At 28.2% G+C, this 24821-nt stretch carries 24 protein-coding genes; 9 read left to right on the top strand and 15 right to left on the bottom strand.

What is annotated here, in order from left to right:
* Positions 1–3 precede the first annotated feature (3 nt).
* From HRT41_01670 to HRT41_01650, 5 genes are read right to left on the bottom strand one after another with little or no spacing between them, the layout of a single operon-like run.
* Positions 4–417, bottom strand: a complete 414-nt coding sequence (locus HRT41_01670) for a phosphonate C-P lyase system protein PhnG (protein ID NQY22719.1) — start codon at positions 415–417, stop codon at positions 4–6.
* Positions 417–1274: a phosphonate ABC transporter, permease protein PhnE gene (phnE, locus tag HRT41_01665; protein ID NQY22718.1), complete on the bottom strand. Its 858-nt coding sequence runs from the start codon at positions 1272–1274 to the stop codon at positions 417–419. Before phnE ends, HRT41_01670 begins: the two co-directional genes overlap by 1 nt.
* A 43-nt stretch (positions 1275–1317) precedes the next feature.
* Complete coding sequence (gene phnD, locus HRT41_01660; GenBank protein NQY22717.1) at positions 1318–2175, bottom strand: phosphonate ABC transporter substrate-binding protein; 858 nt, start codon at positions 2173–2175, stop codon at positions 1318–1320.
* An 8-nt stretch (positions 2176–2183) separates the two neighbouring features.
* Complete coding sequence (gene phnC / locus HRT41_01655) at positions 2184–2921, bottom strand: phosphonate ABC transporter ATP-binding protein (protein ID NQY22716.1); 738 nt, start codon at positions 2919–2921, stop codon at positions 2184–2186.
* A 9-nt stretch (positions 2922–2930) separates the two neighbouring features.
* On the bottom strand, positions 2931–3650 hold the full coding sequence (locus HRT41_01650; GenBank protein ID NQY22715.1) for a GntR family transcriptional regulator: 720 nt from the start codon (positions 3648–3650) through the stop codon (positions 2931–2933).
* Between the two features lie 315 nt (positions 3651–3965).
* Here HRT41_01650 and HRT41_01645 point away from each other — a divergent pair, with 315 nt between their 5' ends.
* The 4 genes from HRT41_01645 to HRT41_01630 all read left to right on the top strand — a co-directional run bounded on the left by HRT41_01645 (position 3966) and on the right by HRT41_01630 (position 7693).
* Complete coding sequence (locus HRT41_01645; protein NQY22714.1) at positions 3966–5393, top strand: PAS domain S-box protein; 1428 nt, start codon at positions 3966–3968, stop codon at positions 5391–5393.
* Entirely contained in the window at positions 5377–6060 is a 684-nt protein-coding gene (locus HRT41_01640; protein ID NQY22713.1) for a response regulator transcription factor, read from the top strand. The genes HRT41_01645 and HRT41_01640 overlap by 17 nt, the downstream gene beginning before the upstream one ends.
* A gap of 82 nt (positions 6061–6142) precedes the next feature.
* A complete protein-coding gene (locus HRT41_01635) occupies positions 6143–7333 on the top strand; it encodes an NAD(P)/FAD-dependent oxidoreductase (protein NQY22712.1) in 1191 nt (396 codons plus the stop codon).
* A 9-nt stretch (positions 7334–7342) separates the two neighbouring features.
* Entirely contained in the window at positions 7343–7693 is a 351-nt protein-coding gene (locus HRT41_01630; GenBank protein NQY22711.1) for a DUF1641 domain-containing protein, read from the top strand.
* Between the two features lie 21 nt (positions 7694–7714).
* On the opposite strand, the gene HRT41_01625 is transcribed toward HRT41_01630, so the two are convergent.
* Positions 7715–8689 (bottom strand): endonuclease, encoded by a 975-nt coding sequence (locus tag HRT41_01625; protein NQY22710.1) that lies wholly within the window; start codon positions 8687–8689, stop codon positions 7715–7717.
* Positions 8690–9574 (bottom strand): RluA family pseudouridine synthase, encoded by an 885-nt coding sequence (locus HRT41_01620; protein ID NQY22709.1) that lies wholly within the window; start codon positions 9572–9574, stop codon positions 8690–8692.
* Between the two features lie 86 nt (positions 9575–9660).
* Between HRT41_01620 and HRT41_01615 the strand changes: the two genes are divergently transcribed.
* From HRT41_01615 to HRT41_01605, 3 genes are all read left to right on the top strand, one after another.
* Positions 9661–10356 (top strand): aspartate/glutamate racemase family protein, encoded by a 696-nt coding sequence (locus HRT41_01615; GenBank protein NQY22708.1) that lies wholly within the window; start codon positions 9661–9663, stop codon positions 10354–10356.
* Positions 10357–10497: 141 nt separating this feature from the next.
* Positions 10498–11307 carry a hypothetical protein gene (locus HRT41_01610; protein ID NQY22707.1) on the top strand — a complete coding sequence of 270 codons (810 nt, stop codon included), beginning with the start codon at positions 10498–10500 and terminating at the stop codon, positions 11305–11307.
* The gene (locus HRT41_01605; GenBank protein ID NQY22706.1) at positions 11307–12383 is read left to right on the top strand and encodes an FkbM family methyltransferase; all 1077 of its coding nucleotides are present in this window, start codon (positions 11307–11309) and stop codon (positions 12381–12383) included. The genes HRT41_01610 and HRT41_01605 overlap by 1 nt, the downstream gene beginning before the upstream one ends.
* 145 nt (positions 12384–12528) lie before the next feature.
* Here HRT41_01605 and HRT41_01600 read toward each other — a convergent pair whose 3' ends face one another.
* Together HRT41_01600 and HRT41_01595 are read right to left on the bottom strand one after the other, a co-directional pair.
* Complete coding sequence (locus HRT41_01600) at positions 12529–13656, bottom strand: agmatine deiminase family protein (GenBank protein ID NQY22705.1); 1128 nt, start codon at positions 13654–13656, stop codon at positions 12529–12531.
* A gap of 264 nt (positions 13657–13920) precedes the next feature.
* Positions 13921–15810 carry a PAS domain S-box protein gene (locus HRT41_01595; GenBank protein NQY22704.1) on the bottom strand — a complete coding sequence of 630 codons (1890 nt, stop codon included), beginning with the start codon at positions 15808–15810 and terminating at the stop codon, positions 13921–13923.
* 117 nt (positions 15811–15927) lie between these two features.
* On the opposite strand from HRT41_01595, the gene HRT41_01590 reads away from it, so the two are divergent.
* A complete protein-coding gene (locus HRT41_01590) occupies positions 15928–16785 on the top strand; it encodes a transporter substrate-binding domain-containing protein (GenBank protein ID NQY22703.1) in 858 nt (285 codons plus the stop codon).
* Between the two features lie 11 nt (positions 16786–16796).
* Here HRT41_01590 and HRT41_01585 read toward each other — a convergent pair whose 3' ends face one another.
* From HRT41_01585 to HRT41_01575, 3 genes are all read right to left on the bottom strand, one after another.
* Positions 16797–18212, bottom strand: coding sequence for a HAMP domain-containing histidine kinase (locus HRT41_01585; protein NQY22702.1), 1416 nt, complete (start codon positions 18210–18212; stop codon positions 16797–16799).
* Positions 18209–18871 carry a response regulator transcription factor gene (locus HRT41_01580; protein NQY22701.1) on the bottom strand — a complete coding sequence of 221 codons (663 nt, stop codon included), beginning with the start codon at positions 18869–18871 and terminating at the stop codon, positions 18209–18211. The genes HRT41_01585 and HRT41_01580 overlap by 4 nt, the downstream gene beginning before the upstream one ends.
* A 152-nt stretch (positions 18872–19023) precedes the next feature.
* The gene (locus tag HRT41_01575) at positions 19024–19359 is read right to left on the bottom strand and encodes a hypothetical protein (GenBank protein NQY22700.1); all 336 of its coding nucleotides are present in this window, start codon (positions 19357–19359) and stop codon (positions 19024–19026) included.
* Positions 19360–19533: 174 nt separating this feature from the next.
* Between HRT41_01575 and HRT41_01570 the strand changes: the two genes are divergently transcribed.
* A complete protein-coding gene (locus HRT41_01570) occupies positions 19534–20514 on the top strand; it encodes a hypothetical protein (protein NQY22699.1) in 981 nt (326 codons plus the stop codon).
* A 759-nt stretch (positions 20515–21273) separates the two neighbouring features.
* Here HRT41_01570 and HRT41_01565 read toward each other — a convergent pair.
* The 3 genes from HRT41_01565 to HRT41_01555 form a co-directional block, all read right to left on the bottom strand.
* The gene (locus tag HRT41_01565) at positions 21274–21543 is read right to left on the bottom strand and encodes a Txe/YoeB family addiction module toxin (protein ID NQY22698.1); all 270 of its coding nucleotides are present in this window, start codon (positions 21541–21543) and stop codon (positions 21274–21276) included.
* Positions 21537–21782, bottom strand: a complete 246-nt coding sequence (locus HRT41_01560) for a type II toxin-antitoxin system Phd/YefM family antitoxin (GenBank protein ID NQY22697.1) — start codon at positions 21780–21782, stop codon at positions 21537–21539. Before HRT41_01560 ends, HRT41_01565 begins: the two co-directional genes overlap by 7 nt.
* 731 nt (positions 21783–22513) lie before the next feature.
* The gene (locus HRT41_01555; protein ID NQY22696.1) at positions 22514–23683 is read right to left on the bottom strand and encodes an amidohydrolase; all 1170 of its coding nucleotides are present in this window, start codon (positions 23681–23683) and stop codon (positions 22514–22516) included.
* Positions 23684–24821: the final 1138 nt, after the last annotated feature.

Below are 24821 nucleotides of genomic sequence, written 5' to 3'. Positions count from 1 at the left end.
TCCTTACATTAAATCAAAAGAGACTTTAGTTGAATTGACTTTTTTATTTCTCATTTTTATTTTTTTATTTTTATCTTCTTTTGCTTTTTCTAAGAGTTCGATAATTTCATTTTTGTAAATATCTGCTTCAAAACAAGCATCTACAACAGCTGTATATAATGATAAATCATAATTAGAATCCATCACCATGCTCCAGCCTTTTGTTTTGTTCACTTCCAAAATAGTAGAAGTAACTAAAACTTCTCCTGCATAAAAACTTCCATTTGAGATAGGGTCTTTTACTGGAACTAAAAGTGTTTGTTCACTCGCTTTTGTTAAAACTCTGATCTTATGGTTTTTGTTAATTATTTTATATATATTTTCTAGTTTTTTAATGTCTACTTCTTGGCATAAAACATTAATATCTTCTCTTTTCATTAAATAAACCTTTTTCTAATACTTGAACTTATTTTGTCTAAAGTCCATACGGTAATAATTATAATTATGATAATTGTACATACATCTGAGTTCTCAAAAGATCTCATTTTGTCAAATAAATAAAAACCAATTCCACCTGCCCCTACAAATCCTAAGATTGAAGCGGATCTTACATCTGATTCAAATCTATATAAAGCCATGGATATAAAATGAGGCATTGTTTGAGGAATCACTGCAAAAATTAAAACTTTAATAAAACCTGCTCCTGTTGTATTTAAAGCTTCTACTGGGCCTGGATCAATAGCTTCATTGCCTTCACTTAGTAGTTTTGATAAAACGCCTGCTGTATGAATTGCAAGTGCTAAAATTCCAGCCATTGGGCCAAGGCCTACTGCTGATACAAAAATTAAAGCCCATATGATTTCATTAATGGATCTAAAAACATTGGCTATAAATGTAGCAGTAGAATAAATGACATTTTTCAAAACTCTATGAAAAAAAGTCTGTCCAGGTATTAGAATATTAATAATATTTTTTGAACTCATATATGATAATGGAACAGCTAAAAGTATTGATAAAAACAAAGCAACAACTGCCATTTGAATAGTTTCTAACATAGACAGTGCATAGGTATAAATATCCGCTGTATTTAAATTTGGTGGGAAAAAACCACTTCCTTCAATGTCTTTTATTCCTCCAATATAATCCCTCATATAATCAAAACCGTTGATTAATGAATAAAAACTCATCTCAGTATCATTCCAACTTTGAGCTAGAATAAATAAAAAAACAATAATTACGCTTAGTTTTGTTTTTGTAAAAGGATTGCTACTAACTCTTAACTCTTCAATATTCATTTCTTTTCCTGTTCTAAGGCAAAGTTAAACTTTGCCTAAAATATTATTTTTTATTTTTTAATTCTTTTTTTAATTTTATTAATGCTCTTACAGAATCATATAAAGAATCATCAGCTTTTATGAAACCCTTGTTTTTAAGTTTTTCTAAACCTTTTGGATCGTTATATGATAAAAAAGCACCTTTGATTGCCATTTTTAGTGATTGAGGCATATCTTTTCGTACAGCTATTGGAGCTCCTGGAATTAGTTCTGAAGTCCAAATAATATTAAAATCATCTCTTTTCCATTGTTTTCCTAAACCTCTATTAAAATCTAAGTTATTAGTAGATGCAGCATCTATTTTTCCAGCTTTAATTGAAAGAATCGAAGCTTCATGACCACCTGAATATAATACTTTTGAGAAATATTTTTGTGGATCAATATTGTTTTTTGCAAACATAATACTTGGAACTAATGTTCCTGATGTTGATTGTGATGAGGTAAATGCCCATCTTTTATTTTTTAGATCGGCTAAAGTTTTTAAACCAGAACCTTTTTTTGTAATAATAGTTCCTCTATATCCTGGTAGTCCTGATTCAGCATCCACTTCAACAACTAAGGCTTCTGCATTTGCTCTTCTTGCAGCTTCTACATATGACTTAGGTCCTAAATAAGCAACATCAATACTTTTATATCTCATACCTGTAATAACACCTGTATAATCCCCCGCTAATTGAAGTTTTACTTTAATGCCTAATTGTTTTTCTAAAAAATCGGCTAAGGGTTGAAAGTTTTCTTTCATAGACGTAGAACCAGCAACTGGAATAGCTCCAAAAGTAATTTGATCTGGCCATTTTTCTTGTGCCATTAGACTTGAGCTTAAAACCAAAGCGCTAAGTGTTAATTTTTGTATTAATTTCATGTTATTCCTTAATTATTTGTAGTGTAAATTTTGTCAATTATTTCATCACTTAAGTTTTCGCATTTATCATCAAAAACAATAAGTCCATCATTGACACCTATAACCCTAGTACAGTATTCTTTTGCATATTCAATATGATGCAAATTTGCAATAACTGTAACCCCGTATGTTTCATTTACTTTTTTTAAAATCGTCATAACTTTTTTTGCACTTTTAGGATCAAGTGCAGAAACTGGCTCATCTGCTAGTATTATTTTGGGTTGCGCGGCTAAAGCCCTTGCTATCGCTACACGCTGCCTTTGTCCACCTGAAAGTTCATCACATCTTTTAAGTGAATATTTACTCATATCTACAATATCCATGAATTCTTTTGCTTTTTTTAGCTCCTTTTTTTTATAAAATTTAAGTATGGCTCTGGTTAGAGGTATTTCTTTTAACATGCCACTAATGACATTATCAAGTACATTTAATCTATCTACAAGGTTGTAACCTTGAAAAATAACACCTATTTGTTCTCTTAATTTTCTTAAGTTCTTCTTTTTGATATTGTGTAAATCATAATCCAAAACTTCAAATTTTCCATCAAATACTTTTATCCCTCCTGTAATTGCCATAAGAAGTGTGGATTTACCAGCACCAGAAGGCCCAATAATTCCAATGAATTCTCCTTTTTTGATTTTGATATTTACATCTTTTAAAATTACTTCTTTTTTATAACCTAAGGTTAGGTTTTTCATTTTTATCAATTTATTTCCTTAATTTAAATTTACTTTAATTTTGCAGATATCTGATCTGAAATAACTTGTTCCGCATTCAACTATATTTCCATTTTTGTCTTTTGATATTGTATTAACAGCTAAAAGGGCTACATTATTTGATAATAATAAAAGCTCTGAAATTTGTTTATTTGCAATAAGGGCGTGAAAAATACAGTTTTGTTTTTTTGTTTCTAAGTTTGGATAGGCTTTTTCTAGTGTTTTATATAAAGAAAAATTGTTTTCATCAATATTTAAAAGTAGTTTTGAGTATAAAAAAGCATCAAAATAGGAATAGGAGAGTGATACAGCTATGTCATTTACATGACGCAAAAGAATAAATTCTATTACTTTCATTTCTTCATTTAAGTTAAGTTCTTTTTGTACTTCTTTAGGACAGGCAATAATTTTAGCACTTAGAAGTTTTGTATTGGGTTCATATCCTAAGTCAATTATTTCAGAAGAAAAAGAACTTTTATTAGAAATAGAATAAGGAATGTTTATATTAGAAATAAACGTACCTTTTCCTTTTATTGTATAAATATAATTATTATCTTTTAATACTTGTAAGGCTTGTCTAATTGTATGTCTATTCACATTATATGTTTGTGCTAAAATATTTTCAGAAGGAAGTTTTTGTGAAGTTTTATATTTTTTGTTTTTAATATCATCTAAGAGTGTTTCAAAAATTTGAATATAAAGATGTTTTTTTACTTTCATAATCTTCCTTTTTTTACTAAAGGCAGTATAAAATTTTATAATTACATGATGATTACATCTTGTATAGACAAGTTCATGTACTTGTCTAGTTAAAGACTAATTTACATAAGACTTTTGCATGTCCTTCAATAATATTTTTCTAAAGATGTAATAACCTTTAATTATTTTTATATCTTTTCTTAATTAAGTTTATTTTTAAAAAATTATTAATAATTAAACCTAATAATATGTTATAGTTTATGACTATAAAAAAGCTTATATTGGGGAAAACTTCTGGAAAATAAACTACTTCAAAAATTATTAAATATTCCAAATATGTTGATTCTTTTTGTAAATAAGAATGAACAAATAATTGTTTCTTATGGAAAAAATCAAAATCATTTAACGTTAAAAAATAAATATTTAAAAGATGTTTTTGTTGATAATTATGATGAAATTAGCATTTTTATGAAAATAAAAAAAGATAAAAAAAATATTTATTGGAATAAAAAAAGATATGAACTAAGATATGAAAAACTTGAAGACTCTTCTGACTTTATTCTTTATTTTTCTCATCTTTTAGAAGAAAAAGACTTTTCACTCAAAAATACTAAGGTTAAAGAAACTACACTGCGCAAAACAGATGAATTTCAAGCAGCTTTTGATTTAGCAGCGAATGGTATTTCTATTTTAGATTCAAATGGAATGTTTTTATATGCAAATGATTTTTTTCAAAAAATGATGGCTTATAGTATGGAAGAGCTCTATGAAGAATCTTGTATTTCTTTATCTTCTGATGAATATAAAGAAAAATCCAAAGCAGCTATTTTAAAAGTTATACAAGAAGGCAGTATTATAAATTTTAAAAAAGTCTGTGTAACTAAATATGGTTTGCATATTAATGCAAGTATGTCTTTGCGGTATATTAAGTCTCAAAATGAGATTATAATGATTACTTCAGATATTACTGATGATATTAAGTATCAAGTTAATTTAGAAAAACAAATTGAAATTGAACTTGAAAAACATGAAAAACAATGCAAGCTCATGTCTCATCAATCGCGATTAGCAAGTATGGGAGAAATGATTGAGTCTATTGCACATCAATGGAGACAGCCCTTAAATGCGCTTGGATTACTTGTTCAAAGTTTAAGGCATTTAAGTTCTTTTGAGAAAATAAGTCAAGAAACACTTAATAAACTTGAACAAGAAATGATGAGTAAAATACATTATATGTCCCAAACAATAGATGATTTCAATGATTTTTTTCAAGCTTCTAAAGAAAAAAAACATTTTAATATATTTAATACTATACATGATTCTTTGGGACTTATTAATGCTCAATTAGAAGTAAATCAAATAGAAGTTGTTATTAACTGTCAAAATAAAAAAAATGAACTATTGGGTTTTGTGAATGAATTTAGACAAGTTATTATTAATATCGTTCATAATGCAATGATAGCAATTGTTAATACGAAAAGAAAAAGAGGTTTAATATATATAGAGCTTCTTGTTACATCCTCCCATACAATAATAAATATATGTGATAATGGAGGGGGCATTCAAGGTAAAAACTTAAATAAAATATTTAACCCTTATTATACAACAAAAGAAAATGGAACGGGAATAGGTTTACATATGTCAAAAGTCATTATAGAAGAGCATATGAACGGTATCTTAAGTGTAGAAAATTACCAAAAGGGTTCAAAATTTTCTATTGCTTTTAAACATAAGGAAAATAATAAAAATGCAGAGCTTATATAATTCATTAAAAGAAAAAACATTATTAATTGTAGAAGATGATGAAAGTACTTTAAACAGTCTTCACAAAGTTCTTAGTCTTTATTTTAAAGAGGTTCATTCTGCTTCAAATACCTATGATGCTCTATTTTTATTTAATAAATATGAAAACGATATAGTGCTTAGTGATATTCAAGTTCCAGGAATAGATGGTTTGTCTTTTATAGAAAAAATTAAAAGAATTAAAAAGGATACATATTGTATCGTTATGACTGCTTTTAATAATGAAGTGTATTTAGACAGAGCAGTAGAAGTTGGTATTTCCTTGTATTTGAAAAAACCAATAGATATGGATGAAATATTAGTAAGTGTTGCTTCTTTTTGTTTGAAAGAAAAAGAGAAAGACACTGCTATAGTTCTTGGACAATCTTATTCTTATGACTTAGTTAAAAATATTATTCTTAAAGATAATAAAAGTATCAATTTAACAAAAAAAGAGTTATTAGTAATGGCCTTGTTATTAAAAAATAAAGATTCTTATGTTAGTTTTGAAGTATTAGAGCAAGTAGTTTGGCAAGATGATGCCAGTTCTGACGCTATTCGAATGGTAATACTTGGTTTACGAAAAAAATTATTTTCTTCTTTAATTGAAAATCGAAAAGGTTTGGGATACAGAATTAATTTAGAATAAACCTTATACTAATCTTATGAATCACTTATACTAACCTTATTCTGCTTTGCTACACTTTTGAATAACTTTTAAAGGAGCAAGAATGAAGAAAAGAATTCTAATTGTTGGTGGTGGTACAGCTGGCACAATGACTGCAAATAATTTAGCAAAAAAACTAATGGATGAAATTAATAGGGATGAAATTGAAATTTTGATGTTATCTAACTCAAGTAAACATATTTATAGACCAGGGGCTATGTATGTTGCTTTTCATAAATCACATGGAAATGAATTTGTTAGAGATCAGAGATCCTTGCTTATGCTGGAAATTGATTTCATTGTTGATGAAGTAGTAGAAATTAAAGCAGATCAAAATTGTGTTAATACCAAAAGTGGAAAAAAATATGAATATGATTATTTGGTTTTAGCAACAGGTTGTGAACTTGCACCAAATAGAATTCCTGGTTTAGAAGAGGGAGGCGATTGGTTTTACTCTTTAGAGGGTGCAAAAAAGATTGCAAAGAAGTTCAAAGACATTAAAAAAGGACGAGTCCTAATTACAGTTAGTTTTCCCAAGAGTGACAATATTCCTCATCAGTGTGGAATTGCTCCTGTAGAGACTACCATTATGTTACATGATTACCTTACGGAGAGAGGAGTAAGAGATGATATTGAAATCATATACACTTACCCTAAAAATGCTCAAAGCATGGTAGATGGTCTTTTCCTTCAAGCTCCCACCTCAAAAGTATTGCCTAGTATTTTTGATGGTATTAATGTTAAGTATAAAAAAAGTTTTACACTTAACAAAGTAGATCCCAAGAAAAAAATTGCATATTCACAAGAAGGGGAAGAAATAGAATTTGATATTTTAATGGCTACTCCTCCTTTTATTGCAGCTAAGGTAATTAGAGATTCTGGTTTATCTATGGCAAAAGATGATGAAGGTTGGTTACCAACAGATAAACATACTTTAAAAGTAATAGGACAAGAGAATATTTATACACTGGGAGATACAGTTGATTTATCTGTTTCTAAAGCAGGAGGTACTATTCATAATCAAACAGATATTGTTGCTGATAATATTGCAGCTGAACTCAGATATGGTTATCCAACTGAATCCTATGATGGAAAAGTAATTGCCGTTGCTCAAATGGGTTTAACGTGTGGAATGCCTTTATGGTATGACTATGAGGAAGATGTACAACCAACTCCTTGTTCTAAATTGGGAAGTTTTGTAAGACTTGGCTTTAATAAAGGTTTATATTGGGCAGCAGCTCGTGGAATGATATAGGAGATAATTATGAATGAAATAAAAATAGAAAAAAGTGCAGAAATGCAAAAAATTGAAGATCAAATGACAATGTTGGTACAAACAGGCCGTTTTGAAAATTTAATTGATTTAATGGCTGTTGTTTCTGATCAGATTGAAATGACAACAACTCCTATGGTTGATAAAATGGTAAGCTCAATTGATAAAATGGCAAGTGCTTCTTTTATTACTGAAAATGCAGTAAGGTTTGCAAAAAGAGAAAATGAGAAAAATGAAGTACCTTCCTTATTTGGACTTTTAAAATTAATGAAAGATAAAGAAACACGAAAAGGTTTAGCTTTTATGTTAAATTTAACAAAAGGTATAGGGAAACAAATATAAAAAGACTCTTTTGGGTCTTTTTTACCTAAAATTTAACTCACACACTACTTGAGCATGGTCACTTTGTAAAATACTTCCATTTTGGTTTGTTTTCAAATGTGCATCATGTACTTCATAAGAAGATATACGTGCTAAATAATTTTTATTATTGGCATTAAAATGTTTTGAAACAAAAATATAATCCAATACATTTCCTTTTCCTTGATAATACGACGTAGAGCTTCTTTTAATTTCTTTTTTTTCAGGGTGTGGATTCTTAATTTGAGGTGTAAAATGATAATACGCGTCATATAAGACATAAGCATTGTGTTTTCTTTTAGAATGATAAGCTTTGTTACTTAAAGCATCGATGCTTAAAGAGTACTCTTTGTCGTTTAAATCACACATTAATACTACAGGCAAGTCCAAAGATTCTTTTACATCTTCAAAAAGGGCTGAGGCTTCTTTTAGTCTTAACTCAAAAGAAGGTGAAAATCCTTCTGCAAGAGATTTGTCTCTTTGCTCTTTTTTATATTCAAGACTTTCTTCTTTTGTATAAATATATTCAAATTCATTGTCACGATTGGATTTTAAATGGGCTACATAAACAAGAATATCTTGCGAAGGCGTGACTTGTATTTGTGCTTTAATTACTTTTCTAGAAAAAGAAAAACTTTTGTCTTTTTGTTTTATTTCATGTACTTTTTTTATTGGGTATTTTGAAGCTAAAGCAAGAGTAGTTGAGATAAATGTTTTAGAAGATGCATCTCTTGTTTTTGCTTTATCTACACAAACAAAATATTCAAAACCCAATTCTTTGCATAAATCTTTTAAAGCCTCTTGTGAGAATACTTCTTGAAAAGCAATAATATCACAGTCCATTTTTATAATTTGTTCTTTTATCCAAGTGGTTTTTTCTTCCCATTTAGCAGCAGTAAACCTATCTTTTTTTATATACCATGAATAAGGTGGTTCAACAAACTGAAATAAATTAAAAGTTGCTAGTCTTAGTTTCATTTAGGCCCTTTCTTTTAAAAAATCTTGTTTTGAATAAAACTTATAATGTGTATTTAAAAAAGTGAATTCTAAGTAAACAGCATGCAATAAAAGCCTAGGAGCTCCTGTTATTTCCAAGCGTTTTTCTTCTGACATTTTTCTGTTTAAAATATCATTACAATCATTTTCATTTATTCCATAAATAGGGTCTCCAATGATTCTGTGACCCATAGAGTCTAAATGTACTCTTATTTGATGTTGTCGTCCAGTTATTGGTATAGCTTGAACTAAAGTAGCATTGTTTTTATAGGCAAGAGGTTTAATTAAAGTAGTGGAATCTTTTCCCTCTTCTCCTGCTAACATTTTTAATTTTATAAAAGAAGAAGCATTTTTGATTTTTGCAGTGATTTCACACTCTTCTTTTATTTCTTTTTCCACCCAAGCATAATACTTTTTTTTGTATTTTTTATCTTCAAACATTTGTTTTAACATCATCTCAGAATAAGCATTTTTAGATACCAAAACCAAACCAGAAGTTTCAGCATCAATACGGTGTACTAAATTGGCTTGTGCACCAAAATGGTATTGTATTTCATCTAAGAGGGTATACTGCGAACTTATCGAAGAAGGGTGAACTTTTACTCCACTTGGTTTATCAAAAATGGCAAAATGAAAAGAATCAAAAAGTGGTTTAAGACCTTTTGTAATGGCTTTAAAAATATAGACTTTAATATAACCATCTTTTATCACTTGTTTTTTACGCAAACGATTATTATTTTGGTCGAGTATTTTACCTTTTGCTAATAAAGATGTAGCAAAAGAAGAAGAGAAATTAAGTTCTTTGATTAAATAGTCTTCAATTAAACATTTTTCTTTGATTTCATATTGTTCTTGTATATAAGGCAAAGTTACTCTTTTGTTTTTTGCAATTATACCCTATATAAATAAACGATTAACTTTTATTGAGTAAACTTAAGTACAAAAGGAATGTTATGAAAAAGATTGGAATGATAGGTGGAATGTCTTGGGAATCTACGGCTTTATATTATAAAGAAATCAATGAAGCTGTTAAAAAAGAATTGGGTTCTTTGCATTCAGCAAGGATTATTTTAAGCTCACTTGATTTTAAAGTTATTGAAGAACTGCAACATCAAAACAAATGGAGGGAAATGGCAGATATTTTAAGTGAAGAAGCCTTGTGTTTACAAAATGCAAAAGCAGATTTTATTATTATTTGTACCAATACTATGCATAAACTAGTTCCACAAATACAAAAAAACATAAATATTCCTATTTTACATATAGCAGATGCCACCGCACAAAACTTACAAAAAAACAATATAAAAAAAGTACTTCTTTTAGGCACTAAGTTTACTATGAGTGAAGACTTTTATAAAAACATACTTATTCATGATTATAATATAGAAGTAGTTGTACCAAAGGCAGAGGAACAAGATATTATTCACCGTATTATTTATGAAGAATTATGCCAAGGAATAATAAAAGAAGATTCAAGAAAACAATACTTAAGTATAATGAAGCAAATTAAAGATGAGCATGAAATAAATGATGTCATTTTAGGCTGTACAGAAATCACTATGTTAATTCAAGAAAATGACACTGAAATGGCATTATACGATACCACGAAAATTCATGCATTAAAAGCAGTGCAGGAGAGCTTAAAGTAAAATCTTTATGTTATAATTGCGCATATAAAGAAATGAAAGTTTAAAAAATAAAGACTTTCAAAAGGATAGACCATCATATTATTTAAACAATCAATACAAGAACAATTCAAAAACTTCTGTACAAGAAACAAAGCCAGTGATATGGAAAAAGCAATAGAGTATTTTGCTATTTTTGGAGGTTTGGATACAGATATTAATCTGGACAGACCTATTCTTGAATTGATACAAAAACACATCTTAAAAGAATATAGGTTTTTAAGAAATGATGTAAGTGTACTTACAAATGGGGATAATATATACCATACTATTCTAACGGGACTTGCTTTAGGGGACAGACGAACAAATTCAGCATTTAAGAGAGCTAAAATATCTTTTGATAATGGAATTGATGATATTGATGCTTTATGTGATTTAAATGTAGTAACCCTAGAGCGTTCACAAAAACATCTAACAAATCAATACAGAAGCGAAACAGTATCTGAAAAACTTCTTTTTAATGCACCTTTTTTACGTTTCTGGTTCGCATTTGTTTCTCCTATTTTTAAAGGAATTAAAGAAAGGAACTATGATGAGTTTTTCAAACGATATGAAAGCAGAAAAGATGAATATACCGCTTTAGTATTTGAACAACTTTCTCATGTGTTTTTACAAACCATGATTGAAGATGACCCTATTAAACAAATAGGGCGGTATTGGGATGATAACAATGATTTAGATATTATTGCCAAAACAAAATCAGGAAAAATCATTGCTGGTTCTTGTAAATTCTCATCTTCAAAAGTGAAAAAAACTCTGCTTACAAAACTAAAAGAAACATGTAAAAATATAGAAGTAGAAGCAGATATTTATGTATTGTTCTCAAACAAAGGATATACCACTGAGCTTAAAAATATGAAAGGCCCTGAGCTTAAGTTATATACATCAAAGAGTTTAAAAGCCCTTATTCTTTAATGGATTTAATCTCCACTTCATATGAAAATCTAAAAGATAAAGCTTTAGTGAAAAGTTTTATCGAAGATACAAATATCAAAAAATACATCTTAGGTATTAATAAACTGGGAAAATCAGTACAAAAGTTTGTAGAAGTAGATGGAATAATTGATGATTTTTCAAGAGTTCAAAAATCAAGAAAAAAAACCATCTTTCAAATTGAAGACATAGAAATAGGCTCATTAATATTATGTGCTGTTAATGGCTCACCCTTGGAAGTAATAAACAAACTAGATGAACTGGGACACACTCACTTTAATTATCTCTCTTTTGTAAAATACAGCGATTTTGACTTAGCAGAACCTCCTTTTATAATGGATTTTAAAGAAGATTATACAAACAATAAAAAAAAGTACGAAAACACTTATTCCCTTTTAGCAGATAAAAAATCAAAAGAAATATTTGAAAAAGTAATAAACTTTAAAATATCTTTTGATTATGATTTCATGAAAGGTTTTACTAACAATCATGAAGAACAATATTTTGACAAAGAACTTATTCCTAAAATTCCTAATATTAGCTTTGTAGATGGGGGTTCTTATGTAGGAGATACCCTTCCTCAAATTATAAAGAACTTTCCTACTTATAAAAAAATCTATTGTATTGAGCCTAATACTTTGCATATTAATATTGCTAAAAGAGATTTTGGAACTTTGAAGAATATAGAGTTCATCAATTGTGGTTTAGGAAAAGAAAAGAGTGAAAACCTTGATGATAATGCTGATCAGAATAACTGTGCTCATGATTATCAAGCTCTAAATATTAATTCTTTGGATAATTTATTAAGCGCTGAGGTAGATTTTATCAAACTTGATATTGAAGGTGCAGAACTTGATACTATAGAAGGTGCCAAAAATACTATAGTAAAAAATCATCCGATTTTAGCTATTTGTATTTATCATAAAGCCAGTGATTGGTATAAAATACCATCTTTAGTCTTGGAGATTGAACCTAAGTATGATGTGTATCTAAGACATTATATGGAAGGTATATACGAAACTGTCCTCTACTTCATCCCAAAAAAAGTCATCTTTTAGAAAATCTCTGCGTTAAAGATAAAAATTCAATCAATCACAGACTAGAGTCTGCTCAATCGTGAATTTGCATCTTCGCCTTGATCTTTCCTAAAATATGACTTTTTTAATCTCTGTGTTAAAGATAAAAAACATTTCTATCTTCCAATTATAAATTAATTGGTTCTTGTTGCGTGGCACAATGAATACTACCGCCACCAGAAGCAATTCCATCAATTCTAATTTGTTCAATTTTTTTATTGGGAAAAGCATTTTCTAGTGTTTTTTTTGCTTTTCTATCAGCATTTTCATCTCCAAAGCTTTGCATGATAACGGCACCATTACAAACATAATATCCAATATATCCAGCAGCAAAATCTTTATAGCCAAATTCTTCATTAATTTTAATGGGAGCTTCTAAAATATTTAATTTAAACGCTTTATCATTTAAATCTCTTGCTTCTTTTAAAATATTTATATTCTCTTTTGTAACTTGATGGTCATAAGATGTTTCATCTGGATCAAAAGCAACTACGATTTCACCAGGACTAGTAAATCTAGCATAAAAATCTACATGTCCATCTGTTATGTCTTTTCCTTTGATGCCTTTTAACCAGATAATTTTTTCTAAACCTAACAAATACTTCAACTCTTCTTCCACTTCTGTTTTAGTCCAATTTGGATTTCTATTATCGTTTAAAACAGAACTCTCTGTTAATATTGCGATTCCTTCTCCATCTATTTCAAAACTACCACCTTCTAATATCAGTGCTGTATTTAAAATAGGTATGTTATTTTTTTTACATATAAAAGAAGTCACTTTGGAATCAAGTTCATGTTCTTGATCTTCTCCCCAGCCATTGAAATTAAAATCAATACCAAATTTTTTATGATCTTGATTATATACGAAAGTAGGGGCTGTATCTCTAAGCCACAAATCATCAATCTCTGTTTCAAACAGTGTAATAGGATATTTAGGTGTAGGCAGTTCAGCTAATAATTCAATAGCTTCATTTTTATCATTTTTACTTACAAGAATGGATACGGGTTCATATTTTGCAATTGTTTGTGCAATTAACGCTAAATTTCTTTTTACTTCAGGAATTTGTTTTTCTTCCCATATGTAATCATTGGCAACAAAAGACATCCACGTTCTTTCATGTTTTTCTGCTTCTTCAGGCATGAAAAATGTCAAAAAATCTGTATTTTTAGTTTTTATAAAGTTGCTATTCGCATTTAATGCCACTGAAATTGATAAGATTGATGTTGCGTAAATAAACTTTCTTCTATTAATCATGCTTTACTCTTTTTTTCTTTGATTAACATGATTATATCTAATAACCAGTAAATACAAAAAGATAGGATACTTTGAATTTGAGTGAGTATTATTTGAGTTTTTCAAAATTATCAACAGAATGAATTTAGCCTGCCTCTCTTGTGTTTGAAATTAATCTGCCTTTAGTATATTGTATTCAAAAGAAGTGTTTAATAAAAGAGTATGAAAATATCACTGATATTAATCAAGGTACTTAATTGTTGCAGTCCGCAAAATTCCTTTTATTTAAAAAATTATAATAAACTCTACACCTTCATTTTCTGTACTCGTACATGAAATACTTCCATTTAATTTTGATGTAATAAGAGTATAAATGATATTTAAACCCAAACCCGAACCTCCATTCTCTCTGTTTGTTGTAAAAAATGGGTCAAATATTTTATGTTGATTTTCTTCTTTTATACCTTTACCATTGTCTTTATACAAGAGTTTAATTTTATTTTCTTCTTTTGAAATTCTAATAGAAATATTTCCTTGTTCATTTTTTTCAAAACCATGAATAAGTGAGTTGGTAATCAAATTGGTAATAATTTGTGAAAAAGCCCCAGGATAAGAATTTATTTTAATATTTTCATCACAAAAAATATTTATCTTTATCTTTGTTTTTTTTGTAATAGAATGAATACTTTCTAAAATTTCATGAAGATACTTATTTAAATTAAACGTTCTTTTTTCTTCACTGCTTTGATCAACGGCAACTTGTTTAAACGATCTGACTAAAGAAGCAGCTTTGTTTAAATTCTTACGAATTAATGAATTTAACTCTTTTGATGTAGATAAATATTCTTCAAACTCTGATTGTGTCATTTCTTCTTTTTGATATTTTTTAAAAATATCAAAATTTAAATCTTCTAGGTGTGTTATTCCAGTTAAAGCAATACCTACAGGAGTATTAATTTCATGTGCAACTCCAGCAACAAGGCCACCTAACGAAGCCATTTTTTCTGATTCAATTAATTTATCTTGTGTTTCTTTTAAGTAACTTATTGTTGTTTGTAACTCTTCATTTGAATCCTCTAATTCTTCATTACTTAGTTCTAAGGCTTTTGTTCTTTGATTTACTTTATTTTGCAAATTATGGTTTAAGTTTTCAATTTTTTCTTTTGCTTTATTGAGTTCTGTAATATCAACAATTGTTCCAATAAGACTAAGAATATTCTTATCTGAATTTATAAAAATATTTTTGTGAGAAATAATATCTCTTAGTTCTTTTTTCCCATTAAAGGCTTTTGTATAATAATTTTTTGAAATCTTTTTATCAAAAATTTCTTTATCGGTTTTTTCATAAACTTCGATAAAATCATTGTTTTGCAACTCTTTCATAGTTTTATTTAGAATGTCTTTTTTATCAATACCTATAAAATCTGCAAAAGACTGATTACACGTTAAAAACTTAAAATTATTGTCTTTTACGTAAATAGGAATATTGATTGAATCTATTAAAGATTGCTGAAAAGATACTTGTTCTTGTATTTCATCAATTTTATCTCTTAAATAATTCTTCATTATTTTTATTTTTTTAGCCAATTGTCCTATTTCATCACTTGTATTGATTTTTATTTCATAGTCTAAATTTCCAGAAATGATTTCATTGGCAGCAGTTTCAAGTTCTTTAATCTCTTTTGTAAACATATGAACAAAATATGAAAGTATTAAAATTAAAAGAAATATTAGTGCTAAAGAGAATTGTATTGTTTCTTTTTTGTATTCTTGAATTTGTTTATGAATTATTTCCTGAGTATAAAAAATATGAAGTTTTCCAATTTCTTCATTATTTATAACAAGGGCTATTTCACTTGTTATTGCATTAATATCTTTTGTATTTTTATTATCTAATGTGATATTAATTGTATTCGTGTGATCTTTAAAAATTATTTTCACTATATCTTTATCTGTATACAAAGAGTTTAGGGTTGATTCTATAATTTCTTTATTAAAATCATAAAGTAGTTGTGACATATTAACTTTATATATTTTGGAATTATAAGAAATTTTATTCTTTAAAGAATTGATTGAATTTTTTTCATTAGATTCTAGAATATGATTAAGAAAAAATGAAAATAATAATGAAAATGTTATTAAAATAGTTAAAAATAGTTTTACAAAAACACTCATTCTCTCTCCTAATATTGACCTATTTAAACTAAACATATAATTATATAATTATCATTAGTTTAACGTTATAAACTAAGTATAATTATATAAGTTATATACTTTTAATAAAGGTGATTCATGAGAATACTTATAATAGTTTGTATTTTACTTCAATATTACATTTTTGCCAATAATATTAATATAGAAGCTCCCAAATCAAAATATGATACCAATCATAAATACTATTATAATTTAATTCAGAAAATATTAAATATAACAGAAAAAGAGTACGGAAAATCATATCTACAATATAATCGTGTATATGAACAACGAAGAATGTTTATCAACTTAAAAAAAGATATAAATATAAATCTTGTTTGGGCAGGGGTTTCTTTAGAAAGAGACAGAGACTTTCTTAGTGTTAAAATACCACTTACTAAAGGTTTACTTGGTTATAGATTATTTATAATTAATAAAAAAAACAGTAAACTTTTTGATGCTATTGAAAACATAAAGGATTTGAAAAAATTAAAAGCCTGTCAAGCTGCTCATTGGCCGGATACTGATATTTTAGAATTTGCTGGTTTAAATGTCCTTAAAAATACTAATTATGAACGAATGTTTTTACAAGTACTTAAAGGAAGATGTGATTATTTCCCAAGAGGTGTAGGCGAAGCGTATAGAGAAGTAGAAGTGCGAAAACAAATTTATAATGATTTAATAGTATACAAAAAAATAATATTATATTATCCTTTCCCAATGTATTTCTTTTTTAATAAAAATAACCATGAGTTAAAAGATAGAATAGAAAAAGGTTTAAGAATAATGATAGAAAATGGTTCTTTTGACACATATCTTAAAACATCAAAAAATACAAAAAACCTTTTTCCTTTGGATAAGTGGATGAATGTAAAAATTTTCAAATTAAAAAATCCCTATTTACCCAAAGACAGTGATATTAATAATGAAAAGTTATGGATTCTTCCTAAGGACTAAAAAGACAGTTTTTATTTCTCTTTCTTTTTTAGAATAAAAGTAGAACCCTTGTTTTCTATACTTTTAACAGTAATTTCATAGTTAAATCTGTCACATATTTTTTTAACTATTGATAATCCTAAACCAAGACCATTCATTGATGAAGTCCTTACTTTCTCAACCCTGAAAAAGCGTTCAAAGATTTTGTTGATGTCATCTTTTTTTATTCCTTGACCACTGTCTTCAATCATAAAAACAATCTCATTATTCATTTTTTTTGCCAAGAGTTTGATATACCCACTTTGGGTATATTTTATTGCATTGCTTAATAAGTTTGAGAGTACTATAAAAAGATATTTTTCATCAAATTTAATTTCTAGGTTTTCTTCAATATCAAGTTTTAATTCCAGATTCTTTTTTTCTAAATGACTTAAATTTTGCTCAATGACATCAAAAACTACCTTATCTAAAAAGGCTTTTTTATTGTGAAATACTTCTTTATCTAATTTTGCTAATAATAAAAAGTTTTCAATTATGTCTTGTAAGTTTTTTTGTTCTTTATCAATTATTTGTAGTGTTTTTTCTAATTCTTTTTTTGAAATATCCTCTTTTTTTGCTAAGTCAATTTCACCTTGAATAATAGTAAGTGGTGTTTTTAATTCATGAGAAGCATCTGCTGTAAATTGTTTAATATTCTCTACACTGTGTTGTATATTTTCAAGTAATACATTAAATGACCTGCTTAAATCATCAAATTCATCTTTTCCTCCATGTAATTTTAAACGCAAAGTTAGGTCCGCTTTTTTTTGTAATACTTTTAATTCTTCTAAGATTAATTTTAGAGGAAAAAGTGTTTTAGAAATTAGAAAATAAGCAAAAAAACCAAGTATGAGATACAAAACAATATTTAATACAATAAGTAAAGTAAAAAAATCCTCAAAACTCTCTTCAATGTTATTTGAATTTAAAGCTAAAAATACAAGATACTCTTTATTATTTTTAGAAATCAATGACATAGTTAAAATATAATTATCTATTTCAATATGTGTATGATCTTGATATTCCTCATATAACTCAACTACACGTTCTTGTGATATTTTACTTAGAATTTCATCTTCATCTGCTTCATAATCGTCTTCTTCTTCTAATTCATAAAATATTCTTTGTGTTTTATACGCGGATGTATTCGTAAAAACAAGGCTATTATTTTCAAAGATAAGTAGAATGTTAGACTTTAAATCTATGTTTTTATCAATATTATCAAAATTTTGATTTTTTGATTTTTTTATATTTTCTATTACTTTTAAAGTATTAGTTTCTAAGTTTTGAAGACTTTTTCTTTCTTGATTTTCTTTAAATACACTGACTGTTAGAAAAGATAAAACACTTAATGCAATAAATAGAATTAATAAATACGAAAAAAAGAGTTTGTTTTTGATAGATTTCATTTTAAAATATATCCTATGTTTTTAATATTGTGAATATAGTTTTCATCATACATTTTATCAATTTTATTTCTAAGTCTATAAATATATACTTTTACTAAATTACTTGCATTGTTATAATTCATATCCCAAACATAATCAATAATCATACTTTCACTAAGCGTTTGATTTTGATTTTTCATTAAACACTCAAGTATGGCAAATTCTTTTGCCGTTAAATCAATGACTTTATCTTTTCTTTTTACTACTTTCTTTAAACTGTCTAAGCTTAGTTCCTTAAAAGTAAGAACAGAAGTATTTGATGTACCTCTTCTGCTTAAAGCACGAATTCTAGCTAAGAGTTCGTGTAGTGAGAAAGGTTTTTTTATATAATCATCCGCACCTGCATCAAGACCTGCAATAACATCTTCTTCTTCACTTTTAGCTGTTAAGATAATAATAGGGCTGTTGATTTTATGTTTTCTAACTTCTTTACATAATTCAATACCATTTATAAAAGGAATCATAATATCAAAAATCATTAAATCATAGGTATTATTGGTCGCTAAATAAAAGCCTTCTTTTCCATCACTTGCAATATCAACTGCATGGGCTTCTTCTTGTAAACCTTTTTTTAAAAAAGCGACAATGCTGGGATTATCTTCGACTAATAGTATTTTCATATTCTCTCATTTTTAGGCTATTTGTGATTTTAGTGTAGCTAAGTTTAGCAAACAAAGTAAAAATTAGAAAAATTTACTTTGTTCTTTTGTATATGTGTTCGCGCACATTATTAGGAGTTTTTTCTTTTAAAGGGATGTTTCTGCTTTATTTTTTAATCTTGTTCCAGTTGAATTACAAATATTTTTCCCTTGTCTCTTTTTGCTAAGACTTCTATTTCATCTCCTACTTTAAATTTATTATCTTGTATGATAAAAGTATCATCATTTACGATTACTTCTTTCCCATCTATAATCCATGTTCCATTTATTTTGCCAAGTGGTTTTTTTTCTAAGTTACCTTCAAAACTATAGTTAATACCTTTTTGCATAAAGACTCTGTTTTCATCTGAAAAATCTTCGAAATATGTTTTATGTTTTTCTCCTGCAAATAATGCAAAGGGTAATAATACCGCCAGTGTTCCTAGAGTGATTTTTGTTGTTTTCTTCATTTTCTATCCTTTTTTGTTTTGCTAAGAGTATTTTATAGGACAAGAGTAAATTCAAAGTGTATACAAAATGAATTTTTATTCATTTTAGAAAAGACCTTTAATATATAATAATATACTTTGTATTACAAAGTAAAATGTGATACAATATCTTTATTAGAAAATAAGGAGAGTAAAATGTTAATAAAAATGATTCTACTTCAAAGTCTTTTGTGTGTGAGTCTGTTTGCTACTACTGCTTTTGAAAAAGAGATTTATACTTTTGGGAACAGAGTATTAAAAACTGCTATTTGGTATCCTACTTTTGAGACAAAAAAAGAAGTATTTGCTTCCAATGCTGTTTTTAAAGGTTTTGAAGCAAGTAGTAACTCTGCAATAAAAGATGAAAAGTTTCCTCTTATTATTTTTGCACATGGTACAAGTGGCAATTGGAGAAACTTATCTTGGTTAGCCAATGATTTATCAAAAAACAATATCGTAATGGCTGCTAATCATCCAGGTTATACTTCAAGAGATTCAAATCCTAAAAGTGTTTTAAGAGTTTGGAAACAAGCAAAAGATGTGAGTTCTTTAATCACACAAGCACTAAATTCCAAATTTAAAAACAATATTGATAAAGATAAAATATATGTTTTAGGCTTTTCTTTAGGGGGATATACCTCCCTTGCTTTAAGTGGTGCAAAATTAGATATGAGTACTTACAAAGATTTTTGTGCAAAATTCAATGATAAAGCCTGTGAATATTTTAAAGAGGCGACTTCTATTATAAATAAAGAGTATCTAAAAGAATCAAGTCAAGATTTAAGGGATAAAAGAATCAAAAAAATAATTGCTTTTGCCCCTGGACTAATGCAATCCCTTACTAATGAATCTTTAAAAAATATCAGCATTCCTACTTTAATCATAGGCGCACAATATGATCATAATGTTCCTGTAGAAACAGTAATAAAAACAAAATTTACGTCCTTTTCTAAGACAATGATATACAAAGAACTAAAAGATGCCACGCACTTTTCTTTTATGCAAGAATGTACAGTAAATGCTCTTCCTATTTTGAAAGAGGAGAATGCGGAGTTTGTTTGTATTGATGGGAAAGATAGAAAGAGGGTGGATATTCATGAAGAAATAAAAATATTGGTTAAAGATTTTTTGAAGTAAAAAATCTTGATATAAAATAAGTTCTTTTTTAAGAGCTCTTGAAAGCTAGCGCATTCGTTCTTTTTCTTTCTTGATTGCAAGAAAGAAACAAAGAAGCAAAGCTGTGTTGTTGAAGGCTTACAGCTTCCCTCACTTATTATTTTGTATTTCTGCCCTGCAAAACTCGTTAAAATATGCTAAAGAGCATATTTCTTCACACTCAGACAGTTTCGGGCTGTTTCGAAACAAAAAATAAACGCTCGGCTTCAACAAAGGCAGAACCACGCTCCACGTTTTCCAAATAAATGATTTCTCTTTTTAAAGTAAGAATACAAGAAATAAATAAATCAAAGAAAAAAAATACATTCCCAACGGCTCTTTCCCTGACTTTGAGAAAGCTAAATCTTTTTATTTTTTAGCGAAAAAAGGTGAAAACTGATTGAACGTAAAGAAATGTGCTCTTTAGCACGTTTTAGTGCTAGCTAACAAATAAAAATATTTAGGAACCCGAAGGGCTTTATCAACTCGTCAGTTGCTTCTTTTTGTTTCTTTTTCTGACAATTAAGAAAAAGAAAAAAGCGCAAAGGTCACTTTGTATGAGCTCTTGAATAATATTTAGTATTCGATCCTGAAATGTAAAAGAGGAGATTGATTCTCAGGGTGTAAATTTTAAAAGAAGAGAATGCTCAGTTTGTTTGTATTGATGGGAAAGATAGAAATAGGGCGAATGATTTTTTGAGATAATAGAAATTTAGAGTAGGGACATGAAATCAGTGATTTTTACTGTCCGTAATGCGTCCACATTCTTGATATTCTAATAACTTTATCACTTTCTCTTACTTCATAAACAATTCTATGTTTAATATTAATTCTTCGAGAATATGAGCCACTAAGATTTCCTACTAGTTTTTCATAAGGAGGTGGATTTTGAAATGGATTTTTTTTAATAATTCCAATGAGTTTTTTGGCTTTATTTGCCAAATTAGCAGCTGACAATTTTTTAGCATCTTTTAGTGCAAACTTACTATATAGTATTTTGTATTCTACCATTCAATATCTTCACTAAACTCACTATCTTCTGCATTCATTGAATCTTGTATAGAAGATGCCATATTAGGTACAGCGTTTAAATATAAAGTTTCTTCTATTGCTTTCCAGTCTTCTTCACAAAGCATCACAACATTATTTCTTTTTCCAGTAATAAGTACGGGTTCATGTGTTTTTGCCGTTTCATCCATAACATTATAAATATCTGCTCTAACTTGACTTACTGACATAGTTTTTGTCATAAAAACCCTTTTGTTTGCTCTTTTCTATATTGTACTGAATATCGTACGTTATGTCAATAAGTACTGTCCAATGATTTTTTGTGTAAAAAATATTGTTAAAATAATCTTTTCTTTTAAGAGCTTGTGAAAGCTAGCACATTCGTTTTGTTTCTTCTTTTCTTGAAAAGAAGAAACAAAAGCGCAAAGGCCGCTTTGAAAGAGCTCTTAAATAATATTTATTATTCAATCTTAAAATATGAAAGTGGAGATTCCTTCTCATGGGTATAAACTAAATTATCTTTTTGTCGTTCTTTTAATTGCAACAAAAAAATGATATATAAACGCTGTCATTAAAAGCTTATGGACAATCCATGCCCAATAAAAAGCCCCATAATATATTGTTGATGTTTTGCTAAAAGGATTGGAGAACTTTAAAATATCATTCATCATTCAGGTAATTTGATTTACTCTAAAACCATCCATTGAGAGTAGTTCAAAATTAGCAAATCTATAAAATAATAAAGTAAACCCTATCATCCACAAAATAGGTAAAACCCAATTTTGACCAAAGTTTGAGAGTATTATAAAAAAATATTTTCATCAAATTGTATTTCTAGATTTTCTTCAATATTATTTGAATTTAAAGCTAAAAATACAAGATACTCTTTATTGTTTTTTGAAATCAATGAGATGCTTAGTGTAGGGATAAGCTACCTTCATTCTAAAACTTTAAATATTAGCATGAATTACTGTTATTTTAAACAGCTCTGAACTAAGTGCACCCAAAAATCCGCACCATCATTTAGAATTTTGTCATTAAAATCATATTTTGGATTATGTAAAGATATTCCTTCTGTTTCACCTTTCCCATTTCCAAGTAAGATATAAGCACCTTTTTTTTCTTTTAACATCCAGCCAAAATCTTCCGAGGTCATAACTTCTTTACTATTTGTAATTACTTTATGCTCACCTACAATTTCACCAGCTATTTTAGCCGCAATGTTAGCTTCTATTCTTGTATTTATTGTAGGGCAGAAGTTCTTGATGTAGGAAAATTCATAACTTACTTCATGTGATAAGCAAATTCCTTTTACAACACGATGCATCGATTCTTCAATTTGTTTTTGAACTTCTAAGCTTAGTGAGCGTGTATCTCCTTTTAGAATAACTTGACCAGGCACGACATTTACTGTTCCATTTGTAATAAATTCAGTAAAAGAAATAACAGCATTTTGCATAGGGTCTATATTTCTTGAAACAATATTTTGAATGGCACCTACTATTTGAGAGGCTATAACAATAGCATCTTTTCCAAGATGTGGCATAGCTGCATGATGACCTATGGCATTAATTGTTATTTCAAAATTATCTTCTGCTGCCATGACAGCACCTTCTTTTATTGCAAAATGTCCTGTTTGAAGGGAGGGAAAATTATGAATAGCATATATGCTATTTATATTAAACTTATCAAATAATCCATCATTTATCATAGCTTTGGCACCAAGTCCGTGTTCTTCTGCTGGTTGAAAAATGAAATAAACACTACCATTAAAAGTGCCATGTAAAGCTAGATATTTAGCAGCTCCTAACAACATAGCAGTATGTCCATCATGACCACAGGCATGCATTTTCCCTTTTTCTTTTGAACAGTGAGCAAAGGTATTTTCTTCTTGTATTTTTAAAGCATCCATATCTGCCCGAAGGCCAATACTATCTGTTCCTTTTCCTTTTTTTAAAATAGCAACAATTCCACTTTTCCCAATTCTCTCATGTACTTCTAATCCAAATTCTTTTAACAAACTAGCTACCATGGAAGAGGTATTATCAAGATTAAAATCTAATTCAGGTTTTTGATGTATTGCATGTCTCCACTCTTGCATTTGTTTTTGTAAATCTTTGGTAAAGTTTGTTTCAATTTTCATGGCTAGCCTTTATTTTATATTTTTTAACGTTACATCTAATAATACTTGTGCACCTTTTATCAAGTGCTCATCACTTGTATATTCTAGTGGATTATGGCTAATACCATCACGGCTTGGAACAAATATCATGGCAGAAGGTGCAATTCTTGAAACCATTTGTGCATCATGTCCTGCTCCTGAGGTTATTGTTTGATTAGAAAATCCAAGTTTATAAGCTGATTCTTCAATCTCTTGTGCTAATTGTTTATCAAATTGCACGGGTTCAAAACGAGCAAGAATAGAAGTTGATATTTTTACGTTTTCTTGTTTTTCTAGTTTTTTTAGATAATTTGTTAATTTCTCTTCTGCTTCTAAAAGTTCTTTTTCATTTGGATTTCTTAAATCAACGCTAATAACAGCTTTTCTAGGAATTACATTAATAACATTTGGTTGCATCTCTATTGAGCCAATGGTTGCTAATGTTGCTTTGTTTTCTAAAGCTAAGGTTCTTAAAAATACATTTATTAAAGAGGATACTAAACCTGCATCATGTCTTAAGTTCGTTGGTGTAGTTCCTGCATGATTTGCTTTTCCTTCAATTGTTATTTTCTGCCATGATATTCCTTGTAAGTTAATAACAACACCAATATCTTTTTTATGTGTATCTAAAATAGGACCTTGTTCTATGTGTACTTCAAGATATTTATAAGGTACTAGTTTTGAGGAATCAAAGTCTCCATAATAATTAATCTTTTTTAATTCATCTTTTAGTATTGTTCCATCTATTCCTTTTGTATTTAGAGCAACTTGTAAATCTAGTCCTTTTGCAAAAACTAAAGATCCCATCATATCTGGCTGGTATCTTACTCCTTCTTCATTTGTAAAAGCGGCAACTGTAATTGGACGCAAAGGAGTTATTTTAGCATTTCTAAAAGATCTTATAACTGCAAGACCTGCCAATACTCCATAACAACCATCTAATGCGCCTGCATTTTTAACAGTATCTATATGAGAACCAATCATTAAAGGTTTTTCATTTGTATTTGATGCAAGAGTAGCAAAAATATTTCCAATTTTATCAATTTTTATATCTAGCTCAAGTTCTTTCATCCACGTAACTACTTGGTCACGTCCTAGTTTTTCATCAGGGCTTAGAGCA

Source organism: Campylobacteraceae bacterium, assembly GCA_013215945.1.
Taxonomy (GTDB): Bacteria; Campylobacterota; Campylobacteria; order Campylobacterales; family Arcobacteraceae; genus NORP36.
The sequence above is the reverse complement of the archived record's forward strand: the minus strand, read 5'-3'. Positions and strand labels throughout refer to the sequence as shown.

Coding starts and splice junctions, on each gene's coding strand:
- HRT41_01670 (NQY22719.1), bottom strand. CDS start 417: ATGAAAAGAGAAGATATTAATGTTTTATGCCAAGAAGTAGACATTAAA.
- phnE (NQY22718.1), bottom strand. CDS start 1,274: ATGAATATTGAAGAGTTAAGAGTTAGTAGCAATCCTTTTACAAAAACA.
- phnD (NQY22717.1), bottom strand. CDS start 2,175: ATGAAATTAATACAAAAATTAACACTTAGCGCTTTGGTTTTAAGCTCA.
- HRT41_01650 (NQY22715.1), bottom strand. CDS start 3,650: ATGAAAGTAAAAAAACATCTTTATATTCAAATTTTTGAAACACTCTTA.
- HRT41_01645 (NQY22714.1), top strand. CDS start 3,966: ATGTTGATTCTTTTTGTAAATAAGAATGAACAAATAATTGTTTCTTAT.
- HRT41_01640 (NQY22713.1), top strand. CDS start 5,377: ATGCAGAGCTTATATAATTCATTAAAAGAAAAAACATTATTAATTGTA.
- HRT41_01635 (NQY22712.1), top strand. CDS start 6,143: ATGAAGAAAAGAATTCTAATTGTTGGTGGTGGTACAGCTGGCACAATG.
- HRT41_01630 (NQY22711.1), top strand. CDS start 7,343: ATGAATGAAATAAAAATAGAAAAAAGTGCAGAAATGCAAAAAATTGAA.
- HRT41_01625 (NQY22710.1), bottom strand. CDS start 8,689: ATGAAACTAAGACTAGCAACTTTTAATTTATTTCAGTTTGTTGAACCA.
- HRT41_01615 (NQY22708.1), top strand. CDS start 9,661: ATGAAAAAGATTGGAATGATAGGTGGAATGTCTTGGGAATCTACGGCT.
- HRT41_01610 (NQY22707.1), top strand. CDS start 10,498: ATGGAAAAAGCAATAGAGTATTTTGCTATTTTTGGAGGTTTGGATACA.
- HRT41_01605 (NQY22706.1), top strand. CDS start 11,307: ATGGATTTAATCTCCACTTCATATGAAAATCTAAAAGATAAAGCTTTA.
- HRT41_01600 (NQY22705.1), bottom strand. CDS start 13,656: ATGATTAATAGAAGAAAGTTTATTTACGCAACATCAATCTTATCAATT.
- HRT41_01595 (NQY22704.1), bottom strand. CDS start 15,810: ATGAGTGTTTTTGTAAAACTATTTTTAACTATTTTAATAACATTTTCA.
- HRT41_01590 (NQY22703.1), top strand. CDS start 15,928: ATGAGAATACTTATAATAGTTTGTATTTTACTTCAATATTACATTTTT.
- HRT41_01585 (NQY22702.1), bottom strand. CDS start 18,212: ATGAAATCTATCAAAAACAAACTCTTTTTTTCGTATTTATTAATTCTA.
- HRT41_01580 (NQY22701.1), bottom strand. CDS start 18,871: ATGAAAATACTATTAGTCGAAGATAATCCCAGCATTGTCGCTTTTTTA.
- HRT41_01575 (NQY22700.1), bottom strand. CDS start 19,359: ATGAAGAAAACAACAAAAATCACTCTAGGAACACTGGCGGTATTATTA.
- HRT41_01570 (NQY22699.1), top strand. CDS start 19,534: ATGTTAATAAAAATGATTCTACTTCAAAGTCTTTTGTGTGTGAGTCTG.
- HRT41_01565 (NQY22698.1), bottom strand. CDS start 21,543: ATGGTAGAATACAAAATACTATATAGTAAGTTTGCACTAAAAGATGCT.
- HRT41_01560 (NQY22697.1), bottom strand. CDS start 21,782: ATGACAAAAACTATGTCAGTAAGTCAAGTTAGAGCAGATATTTATAAT.
- HRT41_01555 (NQY22696.1), bottom strand. CDS start 23,683: ATGAAAATTGAAACAAACTTTACCAAAGATTTACAAAAACAAATGCAA.